Genomic DNA, 14505 nt, shown 5'->3' on the forward strand with positions numbered 1-14505 from the left:
TATGCTTAATTTTAATCAGAATAAAAAGACTTAAACATTGAATTTACACCTTACCCCGCAGTGCGGACAGGTGCAGTATATTTCTGCTTTTACGGTCCTACCTTTGGAAGTTTCGACTTTTCCAATAGCAACAAATTCAAAATCGACTCCTGAAGGAACATAATGACCCTTTCCATAACGTGCGGTTCCCTCTATCTGGTTTGAACAGGCATGACACCTGACCTTTACCTTTAATACTTCAGCCATAATTCTTAAAGCGTATAAGATACACCCGCATTTATCAAGCAATTTTCAGAAATCGAGAAATTCATAAAGTGACATAATGTCATGAGAATCTAAGATTGATGTGCATGACAGATTGTCAGAAAAAACCCCTTTTATCCGTAATGCACGCCTGCAAAACTCTTTTTCGGGTGAGTAAACAGCAGAAAAGGTAATTTATTCAATATATCGCATAACGTACGGGTATGAATTCTACCCGACATATAGAATTTCTTGAAACTAACAGGTGGGAGGCGACGATTTAAAAATTAAAAAAGAGAAATCAGGAAGTAAAAAAACACCTCCCCTGCCCTGCAACATAAGGAAATGCTAAATTTTTACGTCACATAACAGGGTATTCGCCGAAAAATAGTTATTTATAGGGTCTATTTTCTAACTTTTTTAACTGTTTTTTCCTGTGCTTAGCACAGGAGGAAATAACAAAAAATCCTTTTTTCTTGATTCCGATTAATGTGTTTGAATGAATTTTATCTATCTACAGGCTTGTTGAAATGACTCATCTATTTTTTCAAGAAGCACTGGAAAATTGCACATTTTGTGCAATCGATCTGGAAACTACAGGTCTGAACCCGGGAGAATCCGAAATTCTTGAAATAGCCGCTTTAAAATTTAATAAAAACTCCGAACTAGGCAGTTATAATACACTTACCCTTCCGGAAAAAAACTTAAATTTAGAGGCCCAAAAAATCAATGGAATAACAGCAGAAATGCTAAAAGAAAAAGGAGTTCCTTTAGACTTAGCATTGAAAACACTCTGGGAATTTTGTTCAGGTTCAAAATTTGTATTTCATAACTCAGACTTTGATATGTCCTTTCTGGATTATGAAAGTAAACGTAAAAACCTGAATATTCCTTTAAGTCCGGTTTTTTGTAGTCTGCACCTCTCTCGAAAAGTCTTTCCAAACCTGGAAAGACACCGCTTAAGTGCTCTCAGGGAGCACTTTCAAATTTCGCATCGACTTTCCCGCAGCAATCTTTCAGATTCTTATCATGAAGCTCTTGATGATTGTTTTGCATGCAAAGAAGTCTTTGTTCATTGCCTTAATAAACTCGATTCCTGGAAATCAGACGCTTTAAACATCATAGTTCATCCTGAAAACAAAAAATTAAGCCAGGACTATCGTTTTAAATAAACAACATCCCTTTAAAAAAGCAGGGAATTTTTATTCAATCTCGGGCGAGCCACCGGTGGCTCGCTTGCTTCATTCACCCACGGGAACTTCCCTTATCTCCCAGTAAAGTAGGATCATAGATATATTTTTTTCCCTCACCTTTTTCGTTACGCTTCACCATATAAATAAAATGTTTTACATACATCGTATAAGGTTCCGGAATCTCTCTTGGATCAAACTCTAATGGGTTTTTTAAAAGATTTTTCACAGAATCCAGATTCAAATCCTCTTTTCCAATATGCATTAAAGCTTCGAGGCGTTTGCAGATCTCATGATCATTCACTTCCACGCTCAAACGTTTCATTACTTCAATAAATTTAGGAAATACTACTTTTTCCAAATCCCCTCCTCCCTACATTAAACGCCTTGCCCGGTATTTCCATTCCCAGAGCATAATTTCTTCTTCGATATTTACAGCCTGTTCCTGGTATTTTTCCAACAGGGTATATACCATGTACGCCACTTCTCTTGAAAAACCGTTCTCAAGTTCGTTTTCAAACTGGTCTTCATTCCTATCAATAATTAATATAGCCAAGCGAAAAATTTCATCAAGTGTTCTTACCCTATCCTTGTTGCTTTCCAATTCTTCTTTATTATTCACATTTTTTAACATTACAGATAAAAAGGTGCGAATAAATGCAATGTCTTCTGATTTTAAATCAAAATCAAAGAGCAATTGTTTTACCTTATCCAGCTCCATATCACGAAGATGAATTCTCGCCAAAAAAACCGGGTTTTCAGAATGCAAGTTTAGATTAGAATTAACAGTAGCCATTTCGGCTGCCCTGGCTTTATCCGCATCTACTACAGCCGAATCATCTTTATCCTCGATGGCCTGTAGCTTAGGTTTTGTTTCCTGCACGGTGACAATTTTTTTCTTCAGGATCAAAATATTGATAGAAGGATAGCGAATTTTCAAGGTTACCATATCATTTCGATGCAGGCCCTCATCTGAAACTATATGATGAAACAGGTTTCCTTCTTCGCTGGATTTGATAATTTCTTTCACTGTGTTAAAATGATAAATAATAACAGGTAAAACATCACTTTCACTTCCGGAATTAAGATAAATATATTTAATATCCCTCGTACCGCCATGTTGATAAGGAATTACAAGCTTACTATTTTTCACATTCACAAAACTAAGTTCTCCCAGACGAAAATGAGAAAGGCTAAAATCATCTCCCAGAAAAACAACCCTGGGTACCGGAACAATAATGGAGTTATTTTTTGCTCCCTTAGGTACTTCCGGTCCCCTTGGAGTAAATACCACATAGGTTAACTTATTTAAACGAACTTTTACAAGATAGCCTTTCGGAGTTTTTCTTTCCTCGTATAACTGTTCCTCTTCTTCCATTCTCATAACTCCATCTGTTTCATTTTATATTGCAAAGAACCTCTGGAAATTCCAAGAGCTTTGGCCATTCGAACCTGGTTTCCAGCAAAAAGTTTATTTGCCAGTAATATTTTCTGCCTTTCCAGAGCATCCACACAACGCCTTAAATTCAAATCTTCAGCATCCTGGGTTCCAATCGGCATAGAACCCTTGTCCTGTCCCGGGATCAGGTCGTCCTTCAGAAGACTATCCCCTTTTACTTTCAATATAGAATATTCCAGAATATTTCGCAACTCTTTCAAGTTCTCAGAATAATAATGTTCACAAAGAAAATCCAGAGCAGAATTTGATATATTCAAATTTCCCCTTCCCCTAGAAACACAAATTTCATTAAACATTTGTAAAATAATACGCCTTAAAAGATCCTTATCCACAGAACTTAAGCCCGGTATAGTCAAAGTATTTTCTCCTAAAATTCTCCAAAAAGGACCATACACTTCGACAGGTTCAGATAGAGTATTTAAAAAATATAAACTACAATCAAGTTCTTTCTCCTGTAAAAACTCAAAAAAAAGTCTTTGTTGTCCGAGCTGAAAATTGCCAACATTTTCAAAAACTAAAAGCCCCTGCCCCACCATAGAACACCAATCGAGCAAAGACTTCTCTAACTTTACCAGTTGTTCAGGAATTGTATTTAAAAAAATAATGTCTCCCTGCGAACCTTTATTGCGATGCAAAAATCTCGCAAAACTCTTTTTTCCGGTTCCACTATGCCCATTAATAAGAAGAAGATTCCTATCTTTTTTTTTCTCATACTGCTTTTGAAATTCTAAAGAACTCTCAAGAAGGATCTCAAATATAGTATTTCCTTGATTTTCAAAATAATAGGTTTCCGGTTTATTTCCGAAACCGGTTTTCCAGAGGCTGGCAATTCGATTGGCAACCAGACCAAAAAAGACCGGAAATAGCTCATTATATTCCCCTGTAAATTCTACTAATAAAAAACCAAGGATTTCTTTCCCGGAAGCAATACGACTGACTACTGCATAATCAGTATAATCCCGATACATTTCATAGTCTCTGGCAAGGAAAACAGAAGGCAAATTTGTTTCTGAAACTTTTTCAAAAACCCCTTTCCCCCTGGCCATAAAATTATAAAAAAATCCTTCCTCTCCGTATCCAAAAGATGCATACTCCATAAAAGAATCAGAAGTTTTTGATTTAAGGATCAGCACTCCACAATTAGAACCACTTAATCGAGCAATTAAAGGAAAGGCCTCACGAATTTCCTCTTCAATATTCAACTGTTCTATATTTTCACTGAATAACAGGTTATACAAGCCCGACCCCATTTTTTTAAAATCTCAGGCTTTCGATAGATGTCAAATAATTTCTCGTATGTCGGACATCCGACATCGAGCTATAAAGTTCTAAGGATCAATAAAAAAACAGCTTTACGGAAACTATCTATCATCTTAATTGTCCAATAATTGAAAGCTTGAGGACACTCTTCCTATATATGTAACGTATAATTCAGGAGTGAACTAAACAAAAAAACACCTCTCTCAATACGGGATTTTCTATGATTATAGTATCGATTACCAACCAAAAAGGCGGAGAAGGAAAAACCACTACTTCCATTAACCTCGCTGATGGACTTGCCAGAAGAGGAAAAAAAACTATACTTCTGGATATAGATCCTCAGTCAAACGCAAGTAGCATTTATCTTAACGGACAGGAGATAAACCATTCGGTTTATGATGTATTCAAACACAGGTTAAAAATAAAAGAAATCCTCCTCCCTTCTTATCACAAAAACCTTTCTATAGCTCCTGCAATCCTTCAATTAGCAGAAATGGAAACGATTAGCGCGAATTCAGTAGAAGCTCCCTATATTTTAAAGGACTCCCTTGAAGGCCTAAATTCATTTGATTTTTGTATTATAGATTGTCCCCCGAGTTTATCCATTTTTACAATTAATGCGCTGGTAGCTTCTAACTATGTGATAATTCCTCTACAGGCAGAAAAATTTTCTGTAGATGGAATCGTCGGACTTCAACAAACTATAGGGAGCATAAAGAAGAGAATAAACCCAAAACTCGAAATTTTAGGTGCCTTAATCACCCAGCTAAAAGCCCACACGGTCCTGACAAAAACTATTTCTCCAATTCTGAATAAATACTTCCGGGTTTTTAATTCTACCATCTCAGAAGGAGTTTCTATAGGAGAAAGCCACCTGGCAAGACAATCTGTGTTTAATTACAACAGTAAAAGTCGCCAGGCAAAGGAATACGAGGCATTTACGGAGGAATTTTTAAATGAGCTCAAAAAGTAAAAGACTTGGAGGTCTGGCAGATATCTTCCAGACCGAAACATTAGAAGGTACAATCCGGAAAATAAATATATCGGAAATCAAACCGGCTGAAATCCAGCCCCGACTGGAAAGATTAAAAGGTGTTGAAGAGCTGGCTAAAAGTCTTGAAGCAGAAGGCTTATTACAACCGATTGTAGTAACCCGTGAGGGGGGCAATTACATAATCATAGCCGGAGAAAGACGGTATCATGCTGCTAAATCCCTGGGCTGGAGAGACATTGAGTGTAAAATTCTAAACAGAAATGCAAAAGAAGTCTACAGGCTTGCAGTCATAGAAAACTTACAGCGTGAAAACTTATCACCCTACGAGGAAATTGAAGCCCTACATATCCTAAAAAGTCATCATAAATATACTGATGAAAGCCTCGGAAACCTTTTTGGAAAGAGCCGAAGCTACATGAGTGAACTCCTGAGCATTTCCGGTCTCAACAAAGAAGAGTTAAATTCCTGTAAAGAAGCCGGCATAGAAACTAAAAATTTGCTAATTCAAGCAGTGAAAGCTGCTAAAAACAATAATTTACATACCTTTCTCGAAATGATAAAAAAAGGAAGCCTGAATACAGTAAAACAGGCTAAGGAATTTAACAAGAAAAAACCCCTTTCGACAGAAAATTCAGTACATGAAAAAGAAGAGAAGTCTTATGTTTTAAAAAGAACAGGAGATGGACTCAACCTTAAGGTAAAAGACCCTGAAAAATTATTGAATATCTATGAAGCTCTACAAAGAATTTTAGAAAAAGAGTTTCCCAATCAAAAAAAATAACTTATCATACGTATAGATTAACAAAAATACAGTACACGTTTTTCAGAACTTATTGACAAAAAAATTTCCAGAGTATAATGTGACATAATTAAACTTTTGTTTAGTACAAGAATTTTTCGGTATAAATATAAAAAAATCCCCCAGGGGTAACCGGGGGGCCGGATCTTTCCGAAGGAATGTTGTTGGATGAGACATAATACTATTATTGTCTAATTACGTCAACAAACTTCGACTTTTTTTGATTAAAATTTTATTAGATAATGTATAAATTTTTCGGAGTTTTAGATGAATGAAAACCAGCCCTACATAAGGCTGATGGTAGATATTATAGATTCGGGAATCTGGGCGAAGCTATCCCCGGCGGCACGAACACTTTATCCCGTACTGCTTAAATTTAGTGACTATACATTCAAACACGTCTGGCCAGGAACAGATACATTACTAAAATTAACCGGTTTTAAGACCAAAAAGTCTATTAACGAAGCAAAGAAAGAACTCGTCAAGTTTGGCTTGTTACAAATCTCTCCGGGTACGGGCAGAACCAACACTAAGTATTTCTTTTGTTTTAATTATGAGGGCTCTAAAATTACCCCCCTGGGGTATAAAAACGCACGCCCCAGGGATGCCGGAAATCACCTCCCTGGAGGACAGGAAACTCCTACATACAGGGATATGGCAATACCCCCAAACCATATAAATATAACTATAGAAAACAAGAATATAAATAATACCGGTGCGAGAGAGAGCAGAAAAAAATTTAAACACGAAGTTCAATATAGCAGAGATTTTCAAGATAGCAGAATTCGTGATTCCGAAAACTTTGGTACCTTTTGGGACGAATTTTTAAGCTGGGCAAAATCGAAGATTGCGGAAAGGTCTATGATTTCTTTATATAACCTCTCTTTTGAAGAAGATGGAGATATTGTAATGCTTCACGGAGATCTGAGCGAGATACAGAAGCAGATCATTAATAAGTATTTTAAAGAGAAATTGCCCAATAAGATGATTATATATAATCAAAAAAGAGATGAAGGAGCCAGGATTTAGTTTTTCCGCCTCTGAACTTTTTCATTAAATCTATGAAAAAGTTTTTGCTCTACAGCACAAGTTTGTAGAATTAGGAGAATACCGAAAAATCGGATAAAATAAGTATGTTAGAACAAAAACCAACTATTCGAATCAGTCATCCTGAGTGGCACAGGCTTGCAAGCCTTGATTGTTCGGGAAAAGTAGAACTTCACAAGGGTGAACTTATCTCATACGAAGAAATTCAGAAAGAACCCGGGAACACTTCTATCATCTTTCATTTTGAAAATGAGGTGTACTTTAATACGATTTCCTTCCAGGCCAAACCGGGGGAAGTGATATATATGCCTGATGTCTTTAGGTTTGAAATATCACAGGATGGTAATTGCTGGGAATCTATTATTCAGGAACACTCCTATTCTTCGAGAAATAGTAACGAGTTTATTTCTAATTTTGCACTCATAAGGGCAAAAAAAGTCAAATTGTTGATTAAAATAAAGCAATTAATGCGAGATGATTCTTACAAAGTAAGCTTCTCTAATTTGCATATAGGTATTTCAGGAATTATAAAAATTGATGCCAGTTCGGAGAACGATAGATACTGGGTAAAAGAAAATTTAATCGATTCCAGACCGGATTACGGCTGGTCTTCTAAAGAAAAAGAGAATCCGGAGGAAGAGTCTTTACAATTTGATCTTGGTTCGGTAAATCGAGTAGAAGAATTACGTCTTCTGACGAGAGACCATGCGGATGTGCATTTTCCTAATAAGTTGTTTTTTTACTACAGTGAAGATGATTTATCCTGGTTCCAATTATTCGAGGAGCTTAATTTTCTTTCCGAACGCAACACCTGGTATAAGTGGCGGTTTTTACCAACGAATATGAGGTTTTTAAAAATAGTTTGTGTAAATGAGACTCCAAATCCGGATAAGAAATTTTATTCTCAAATTGTAGAAATTGAACTCTATGCTTCTCCGGATGTGCTTGATCTTTCCCGTAAGAAAAATATAGCTGAAACTCCCCCCTACTCCAGTATTATTCGATCCGGACTTGTACGTCTGGCGGTTGATGGAGAAAACCGTGCAGGAGTAGCAGTTCAGGGAAATGATAGACGTCTCAGGGATGCGTCCAGTGAGTTCAAAGGAATTGTAGAATTAGCTGTAGATGGCGAAGACAGGGCGGGTGTGGTTGTACAGGGAAATGATAAGCGATTAAGGAACGCTACAGAAACAACATACGGTCTCTGCCGTCTGGCCAGAAATGGTGAAGCAAGAGAAACTCTTGTAGTACAGAGCAATGATGATAGGCTTAAGAATGCTACTATGACTTATCCTGGTATAGTTGAACTTGCAGAAGATGGAGAAACTCGACCGGGTGTGGTAGTTCAGGGAAATGATAGTCGTTTGAGAAAAGCCACTACGAAATCCTTTGGCCTCGCAATTCTTGCAGAGGCTGGTGAGGAACTTCCGGAAAAGGTTGTGCAAGGAAATGATCCCCGTTTAAAAAAAGCCACCACGGAAACAGAAGGCATATTAAGGTTTGCTAAAAATGGAGAAGAGTCAGCTTTGAGTGCTGTGCAGGGGAATGATAAACGCTTGAAGATGGCAGGTACCGAAACACCGGGTATTGTAGAGTTAGCCCAATCCGGTGAAGATAAGCCCGGTAAGGTTATACAGGGAAATGATAAAAGACTAAAATATGCTTCCGAAGAGGAACCCGGTATTTTATCGTTTGCCAGGTCTGGCCTGAATGTTCCTTTGAAAGCTGTTCAGGCAAATGATCCAAGACTTTCTGATGCAAGAAAAGCACTTCCCCATACCCATGAGTATGCACCTCTCCAGCATGAATTTAGTTCTCATATTGGCTTAATTCGGATAACAGACAAATCCTCTTCTCCTTTTAAAGCAGTAATTGCTCCTCCCAAGAATTATGGAGTTATTTATGCAAAAAATGAAGCTAAAGATGGAGCCGGTCTTGTAGGTTTGGGGATAGATGCGGGTGTTATGGCCTATGGAGAAGAGACCGGGCTTATGGCATATTCTTCCGGATTGAGTGAAAAAATCACCGGTGGTATCGAAGCCTATTCTCGAAAGGGATTTGGTGGTGTATTTGCATCTGCAAGAAATTTTGCTATTCTTGCGGATGGAGAAGGTTCGAAAGAAAGAGAGCTGGAAGGTTCCGGAAAAGCTATTCTCGCCAGGGGCGAGTCTGAGCATTACGGGTCTTTTCGAGTGATTCAATCTTCAGAAAATGATTGTATTGCCCGATACTTCAAAGTTCAACAGAACGATGTGATTACTTACGGAGATTTACTAGTTATCTCAGAAAAAGAAGGTAGAGTTGTTCGGTCGAAACATGCTTATTCAACCGGTATCATTGGTGTATCCGTTGAAAAAGGTTCTTTGGAATTTGGTAAAAAAGAAGATGATAGTTTTATCCTGATTGCACTTTACGGTGTAGTAACCGTAAATGTGGATGCAACTTATGGTGCAATTCAGCCGGGAGACCTTCTTGTTTCAGGACTGACCGGGGGACATGCCATAAAGGCAGATGTAAATAAACTTAAACCCGGAATGGTCATTGGAAAAGCTTTAACGGAATGTAAAAAAGACAGGGGGAAGATCCTGATAGTTCTAAGCGGGGTGTAAGCCCTACCCTACTTACTCTATCAGGGATGAGTGATTTATGTTTAAATTTTTTTGCCTTTTCTTGATCTCTGTTTTCTCCTGCAAAACGGTTTCTCGTCCCGTTGTGAGTCCTGTTGAATCAAAGGAGGTGTTGACTGACAAAAAGGAAATACTGAAAGCACCTGATGATGAGCAAAAAAATATTCCTCCTCTTGAAGAAAAAAATGAAGCTGTAAAATCTATCACTCAGGGTTGGGGAAAAGAACCGGAGAGTGTTAAAGCAAGTGGTAATATTTCTCCCGGCTCAGGAAAGATCTGGTATTATAAAACCGTTAAGTCTGAGCCGAGTAAGAGAGCAATAGAATTAAAATCACCTTCTTATCAGGAATATACCTGTGGTTTACATGCAATGAAAGAAAATCGTGAAAAGTTTTTTATGGAAATGCACTCTTCTCTTGAAGGAAAAATTATTACAAAAGAAGAACTTCCTTCAAAAAAGGAGCAACTCGATAAGCTTCAAGTTTTAAGTTGTAAACCCCTTGGAGAAAATTCTGTTTTTACTTCCTGTGAATGTATTTTGGTTGCAAAGCATAGTAATCAGTGAAGATGTATGTTCGAAAGAAAAAAAGTCATCCCCTGTTTAATGGCTATAAAACGAATTAGCACCAGAAGGTAGATTAAAGCACCTGCATGTAAGACGTAAAAATCCTTATAGTTCTCCATTTTATTTTTGAATAATATAATAATTGGACCTGTAAGAGTAAACATTCTGGATATATTATCGAATGAATCCCAATAATCTTTTTCTGATATAGCAGCTAAACCAATTATAGCTAACAAAGGGAGAAATAGTATAAATCTTTGAATACTTGTTATGTTATAAATATTAAATATTAAGAGAATGAAATATATTGGTATAGGGAGTTTGGATAGTTGTTTTACGATTATTTTTGGGTTTGAAGACAAATCCATAGATAAGCTTTTTAATAAACCTAAAAATGGAAAGTCTAAAAGTTTAAAAACAGATGGTGGAGGGTTGGTCTCCGGGTGTTGTGATAAAATGAAATAAGTATATGCAAAAAAGCTAATATATACTAATATTGGAATCAAAGAATAAAAAAATAATTTTCTTCTTTTTGTATAAATCAGATATATGCTGAAAGGTACTGATACAAAAAGTGCTGTTTCCCTTATTAAGGAAAAGTAACTGAGAAGGATTATAATCAGAAATATACTGAAACTATTGTCTTTTTTCTCTTGATACATTTTTAAAATTGGCACGAAGCACAGAATGAATATGGATGCAAAAAAGGAATCGGAAACTAAAAGCAGATCTGAGTTGATAGTGAAGGGAGAAAAAAGATAGAATAAAGAGTAAAGCTTTTGTTTTTCTTGTAAATAGTTATATAATATGTAAAATGATAGAAGATGAAAGAAACATAATAAACTAAAAGTTATTTCCGGATATAGTTTGAAATGTGTAGGAAAAGATAATAGGCCAGTAAGTAAAGGTAGACCCAGCCTATTAAACCTGAGACGAAAAGTATCCATTACCGGCGCTGATAGATCAGAGTAGAGATATCTGGCTGTGAGATAAAAGAATTGTCCATCGTAGCCACTTTTTTCTAATATCACAAATTTATTCGGAAAGTAGGGTTTATTCAGCTCGTAAAACTCCTTTTGGATCCCGATTAAAAAGGAGAAATTATAATTATAGGGCCTTAAATTACTAACTAACATTAAAGTGGTAAGAAATACGAATAGAAACACATGATATTTTACTGGAATTTTTCCGGGCTTTTGAATCATCTGGTAATATCCATCTTTTAAATTTTGTCTAAAAAGGATACCGTGTACTAAGAAAAAGAATCAAGTTCTTTTCTGAAGAAAATATTGGAAGTAGGTCGATTGTTTTGAAACAGGTTTTTATAAATATACAGAGTGTTTATGAGTATCTTGATAAGCTAGGGCCTCGTAAGTCTTTACAACTATTAAAGCAACTTGGTTATGAAAAAGTCCTGCATCTCTCTTCTAAAATTGAAAGAGACCGACTTATTTATCTTGCAAAGGAAATAAGCGATGAAAAGTTGATTTCCATTATTTCTACCATACCGGAGAAATATTTTATCGAAATTTTGAAAGAAAATTCGGATGAAGATATTGTTTATTTTATTAATCATCTTTCCCTTTCTGACATTAGCCTTCTTTCCACATCGGTTCACCCTGCCGATATTCGATTATTAAACACTGCTTTTGGTAGAGAAAAAACCCTTGAAGTTTTGCATCAGGTAGGAACCGAAAAGGTTGTGGGTCTTACATCTGTTTTGGGTGTAAAAAAAATATTAGAGCTGGCAGAGGAAATCCCTATAGAAATCCTTCTAAGGCTTTTAAGTTTTTTAAGTTTAAATCAGTGTAAAAAGTGGATACGCAAACGTGGAATTACAGAGATTCCTTATTTTATAAAATCTTTGGGAATAGATAATGTCCTTTTAACTTTAGACTACATTGGTTTTGAGTCCTGTCTGAATATGATAGAACTATTCGGACCACAAAAATTGCTTGAAATAGCATATTTTTTAAGTAAAATGAAATTCCCTAAGCCAAAAGAATTTCTTGTTTCTAAAAAGAAACCGTTTAAGAAGAAGATTGCAAAAAAGAAAACTGCAAAGAAGAAGAACAGTAAAAAACGTTCTAAGACCGCACAAGTGGAAAATAAATAAGAAAACGAGTTCCTTTTTTATATTCTGAATCTAAGAGTATTTGGCCTCCTGAATTGAATATAATTTGTTGAGCAATACTTAAACCCAGACCTTTTCCGCTGGCTTCTTGCACATGATCCGGTACACGGAAAAACCTGTCAAAAATAGATTCAGCATACTGCGGATCTATCCCGATACCCGTGTCGGTAATTTTTATCAGGCAGAGACGATTTACTTCTTCTTCCATGCTGACAGAGATTTTTCCCTCTTTTGTATACTTGATCGCGTTTACCACAAGGTTGTTTATCGCTCTATAAAAGTCCATCTTATTGAGCTGAATACTCAGACCGGAACTTAAGTTACTATCAATATCTAAATTTTTATTCTCTGCATTTTTTCGATTTTCTTTAATAACTTCTTCTATCACAAGTGCCGGATCAAACATTTCATCTACTTTTTCCTGCTTTGTGGTTGTTTCCATGAGTCGGTTTATGTTTTTTTCTAATTTTTGTATATTTTTGAAAATCACGGAAAATGTTTCTATATGCTCTTTACTGATATTTAACTTTTCATCTCTTGTGAGCAGTTCCATAAAACCTTTTATATTAGTTAAAGGCGAACGAAGGTCGTGACTTATATTGGAAACTAACTGTTGTTTAAATTTTAGTAGATCCTTTTCTTTTGAGTTTAAATGGACTTTTGCTAAGAGAAAGTCTTTCCCCTCAAAACTAACAAGTCTGAGGCTTAGATCTACTTCTATAGAAGGAAAGGAACGGTGTTTTAATGAAACCTCTTCTAAGAACAATCCTTCCCTATCGAGAATGCTATCTTTTAATTCTTTTAAACGCAAAGGTTTACGTAAAATATACAGAAAAGGTTTTCCTAATAATTCTGTTTCCGAGTAACCTATAGCTTCTGCAAATTTGGAATTATAATTATAGATTATAAATTTATCATATTCTACATCTATTAAAAGTAGAGGTTCAGATGATAAAGATAATAAAGTGAGAAAAGCTGTATTTTTTTTGACACGTTTTTTGTCTCTTTCAAAAAGCTTATTCTTTAGTTCAGTTAGCTTGGCGGATAATTTTTCTGCTTTTTGAATCTGATTTTTTTTATCAAGGCTGAGTTCTTTTAATAATTGCTTAAAATCTGCATTTACCTTCGATGATTCGATTGGTTTTTCTTCTATAAGATCAAGAAGTGCATGAATATATTCGTGTTTTTCGGGTAGGTTCTTTTTATTGGATAGTTTATTTCTATTACCTGAAGAGACCAATTGTTTTTTTATAAGGTTGGGTTCTCTGTAATTACCATTAAAAATTACATATAGTTTTTCTATATTTTTCTTATGTGAACTAAGATTATTTTTTGAAGTTTGAAGCTGAGTCAGGTTCTTATAATGACTTCTGTCTGCTTGAAAATTGAGTAGATTTTTAAATACTTTATTTTTATCAGAGAACCAATGTTTTAATTCTCTAAAATTAAAATGAGCAAAGTGATCCTTCTGTTTTAAAGATTGTATAAAAGAGAATATCGCTCCCTCCTCCAGACTACTTAAAAATTTTAAACAATCTTTTAATGCAGAAATAAAAGGATTGAGTTCTTCAGCATTTTGAGAAAGAAAATTAGCAGAAAAAGCAGTACAATATAAAGGATAAAATTTGGATAGCGCAGGCATTTTTTTTGATATTTGACCGGAAATTTCCTGTTCTAATATTTTCCATTTCCCTGAAATTGGATGTTGAATAGGATTGAGTGCATAACCAATGCAACCTTTTTGTTGTAGTTCTTCCTCGGGCTCAAACTGAGCTACTCGAATTGCTGGAAATTCTTCATTTTTTGAAAAGAGTAGTTCTAAAATAGAACGGGCATAAAGCTCTTCTAAAGAGTTTTCTGAGGGAATTGCTATATAAGAATTTTCTGAATGAAGGTTTATTAAATTTTCTTTGTTGAGATGAAAGATGTGTAAAGGACTGCTACAGACATGAAATCCGGGTAAGATATCAAAACTTAAACTTTTAGAATATTCTTCTAAAAAAGTGCTAAAAGGAAGAATTGCACAATCCACTCTCTGGTTTTTTAGAAATACAAAAGAGGTTTCTGCATCCTTTTCCAGTATCTCTACTTTTAGGTTTTGATTTTCAAAAAATAGCTTTTCTTTAGCTGCCAAAAACAGGAAGGAAGCGGGATCTCGACTGACACAAATTTTCATAATCTTTCTTT

General features: G+C 35.6%; 14 protein-coding genes. 8 read left to right on the plus strand and 6 right to left on the minus strand.

Going from position 1 to position 14505, the window contains the following annotated elements; genetic code table 11:
- Positions 1 to 30: 30 nt before the first annotated feature.
- Positions 31 to 246 carry a hypothetical protein gene (locus H7A25_20325; protein MCP5502253.1) on the minus strand — a complete coding sequence of 72 codons (216 nt, stop codon included), beginning with the start codon at positions 244 to 246 and terminating at the stop codon, positions 31 to 33.
- A 527-nt stretch (positions 247 to 773) separates the two neighbouring features.
- Between H7A25_20325 and H7A25_20330 the strand changes: the two genes are divergently transcribed.
- Positions 774 to 1415 carry a 3'-5' exonuclease gene (locus H7A25_20330; GenBank protein ID MCP5502254.1) on the plus strand — a complete coding sequence of 214 codons (642 nt, stop codon included), beginning with the start codon at positions 774 to 776 and terminating at the stop codon, positions 1413 to 1415.
- Between the two features lie 73 nt (positions 1416 to 1488).
- On the opposite strand, the gene H7A25_20335 is transcribed toward H7A25_20330, so the two are convergent.
- From H7A25_20335 to H7A25_20345, 3 genes are read right to left on the minus strand one after another with little or no spacing between them, the layout of a single operon-like run.
- Positions 1489 to 1794, minus strand: coding sequence for a hypothetical protein (locus H7A25_20335; protein ID MCP5502255.1), 306 nt, complete (start codon positions 1792 to 1794; stop codon positions 1489 to 1491).
- A 12-nt stretch (positions 1795 to 1806) separates the two neighbouring features.
- Positions 1807 to 2817 carry a hypothetical protein gene (locus H7A25_20340; GenBank protein ID MCP5502256.1) on the minus strand — a complete coding sequence of 337 codons (1011 nt, stop codon included), beginning with the start codon at positions 2815 to 2817 and terminating at the stop codon, positions 1807 to 1809.
- On the minus strand, positions 2814 to 4130 hold the full coding sequence (locus tag H7A25_20345; protein ID MCP5502257.1) for a hypothetical protein: 1317 nt from the start codon (positions 4128 to 4130) through the stop codon (positions 2814 to 2816). The genes H7A25_20340 and H7A25_20345 overlap by 4 nt, the downstream gene beginning before the upstream one ends.
- A gap of 242 nt (positions 4131 to 4372) precedes the next feature.
- On the opposite strand from H7A25_20345, the gene H7A25_20350 reads away from it, so the two are divergent.
- The 5 genes from H7A25_20350 to H7A25_20370 all read left to right on the plus strand — a co-directional run bounded on the left by H7A25_20350 (position 4373) and on the right by H7A25_20370 (position 10184).
- Positions 4373 to 5125 carry a ParA family protein gene (locus tag H7A25_20350; protein MCP5502258.1) on the plus strand — a complete coding sequence of 251 codons (753 nt, stop codon included), beginning with the start codon at positions 4373 to 4375 and terminating at the stop codon, positions 5123 to 5125.
- On the plus strand, positions 5109 to 5927 hold the full coding sequence (locus H7A25_20355) for a ParB/RepB/Spo0J family partition protein (GenBank protein MCP5502259.1): 819 nt from the start codon (positions 5109 to 5111) through the stop codon (positions 5925 to 5927). The genes H7A25_20350 and H7A25_20355 overlap by 17 nt, the downstream gene beginning before the upstream one ends.
- Positions 5928 to 6212: 285 nt before the next feature.
- A complete protein-coding gene (locus H7A25_20360) occupies positions 6213 to 6974 on the plus strand; it encodes a helix-turn-helix domain-containing protein (protein MCP5502260.1) in 762 nt (253 codons plus the stop codon).
- Between the two features lie 104 nt (positions 6975 to 7078).
- A complete protein-coding gene (locus tag H7A25_20365) occupies positions 7079 to 9601 on the plus strand; it encodes a discoidin domain-containing protein (GenBank protein MCP5502261.1) in 2523 nt (840 codons plus the stop codon).
- A gap of 130 nt (positions 9602 to 9731) precedes the next feature.
- The gene (locus H7A25_20370; GenBank protein ID MCP5502262.1) at positions 9732 to 10184 is read left to right on the plus strand and encodes a hypothetical protein; all 453 of its coding nucleotides are present in this window, start codon (positions 9732 to 9734) and stop codon (positions 10182 to 10184) included.
- Here the strand turns inward: H7A25_20370 and H7A25_20375 are convergent.
- On the minus strand, positions 10178 to 10420 hold the full coding sequence (locus H7A25_20375) for a hypothetical protein (GenBank protein ID MCP5502263.1): 243 nt from the start codon (positions 10418 to 10420) through the stop codon (positions 10178 to 10180). The two genes, H7A25_20370 and H7A25_20375, sit on opposite strands and share 7 nt — an antisense overlap.
- Before the next feature lie 61 nt (positions 10421 to 10481).
- On the opposite strand from H7A25_20375, the gene H7A25_20380 reads away from it, so the two are divergent.
- On the plus strand, positions 10482 to 10649 hold the full coding sequence (locus tag H7A25_20380; GenBank protein MCP5502264.1) for a hypothetical protein: 168 nt from the start codon (positions 10482 to 10484) through the stop codon (positions 10647 to 10649).
- Positions 10650 to 11493: 844 nt separating this feature from the next.
- Positions 11494 to 12300, plus strand: a complete 807-nt coding sequence (locus H7A25_20385; protein ID MCP5502265.1) for a hypothetical protein — start codon at positions 11494 to 11496, stop codon at positions 12298 to 12300.
- Here H7A25_20385 and H7A25_20390 read toward each other — a convergent pair.
- Complete coding sequence (locus tag H7A25_20390; protein ID MCP5502266.1) at positions 12272 to 14494, minus strand: HAMP domain-containing histidine kinase; 2223 nt, start codon at positions 14492 to 14494, stop codon at positions 12272 to 12274. The genes H7A25_20385 and H7A25_20390 overlap by 29 nt on opposite strands.
- Positions 14495 to 14505: the final 11 nt, after the last annotated feature.

It is taken from the genome of Leptospiraceae bacterium (genome assembly GCA_024233835.1).
Classification (GTDB): Bacteria; Spirochaetota; Leptospiria; order Leptospirales; family Leptospiraceae; genus JACKPC01.

What these genes read in the sequence shown, in the direction of transcription:
- H7A25_20365 (MCP5502261.1), top strand. Translation starts at nt 7,079, where the DNA reads ATGTTAGAACAAAAACCAACTATTCGAATCAGTCATCCTGAGTGGCAC.
- H7A25_20355 (MCP5502259.1), top strand. Translation starts at nt 5,109, where the DNA reads ATGAGCTCAAAAAGTAAAAGACTTGGAGGTCTGGCAGATATCTTCCAG.
- H7A25_20360 (MCP5502260.1), top strand. Translation starts at nt 6,213, where the DNA reads ATGAATGAAAACCAGCCCTACATAAGGCTGATGGTAGATATTATAGAT.
- H7A25_20380 (MCP5502264.1), top strand. Translation starts at nt 10,482, where the DNA reads ATGAAATATATTGGTATAGGGAGTTTGGATAGTTGTTTTACGATTATT.
- H7A25_20330 (MCP5502254.1), top strand. Translation starts at nt 774, where the DNA reads ATGACTCATCTATTTTTTCAAGAAGCACTGGAAAATTGCACATTTTGT.
- H7A25_20325 (MCP5502253.1), bottom strand. Translation starts at nt 246, where the DNA reads ATGGCTGAAGTATTAAAGGTAAAGGTCAGGTGTCATGCCTGTTCAAAC.
- H7A25_20350 (MCP5502258.1), top strand. Translation starts at nt 4,373, where the DNA reads ATGATTATAGTATCGATTACCAACCAAAAAGGCGGAGAAGGAAAAACC.
- H7A25_20390 (MCP5502266.1), bottom strand. Translation starts at nt 14,494, where the DNA reads ATGAAAATTTGTGTCAGTCGAGATCCCGCTTCCTTCCTGTTTTTGGCA.
- H7A25_20340 (MCP5502256.1), bottom strand. Translation starts at nt 2,817, where the DNA reads ATGAGAATGGAAGAAGAGGAACAGTTATACGAGGAAAGAAAAACTCCG.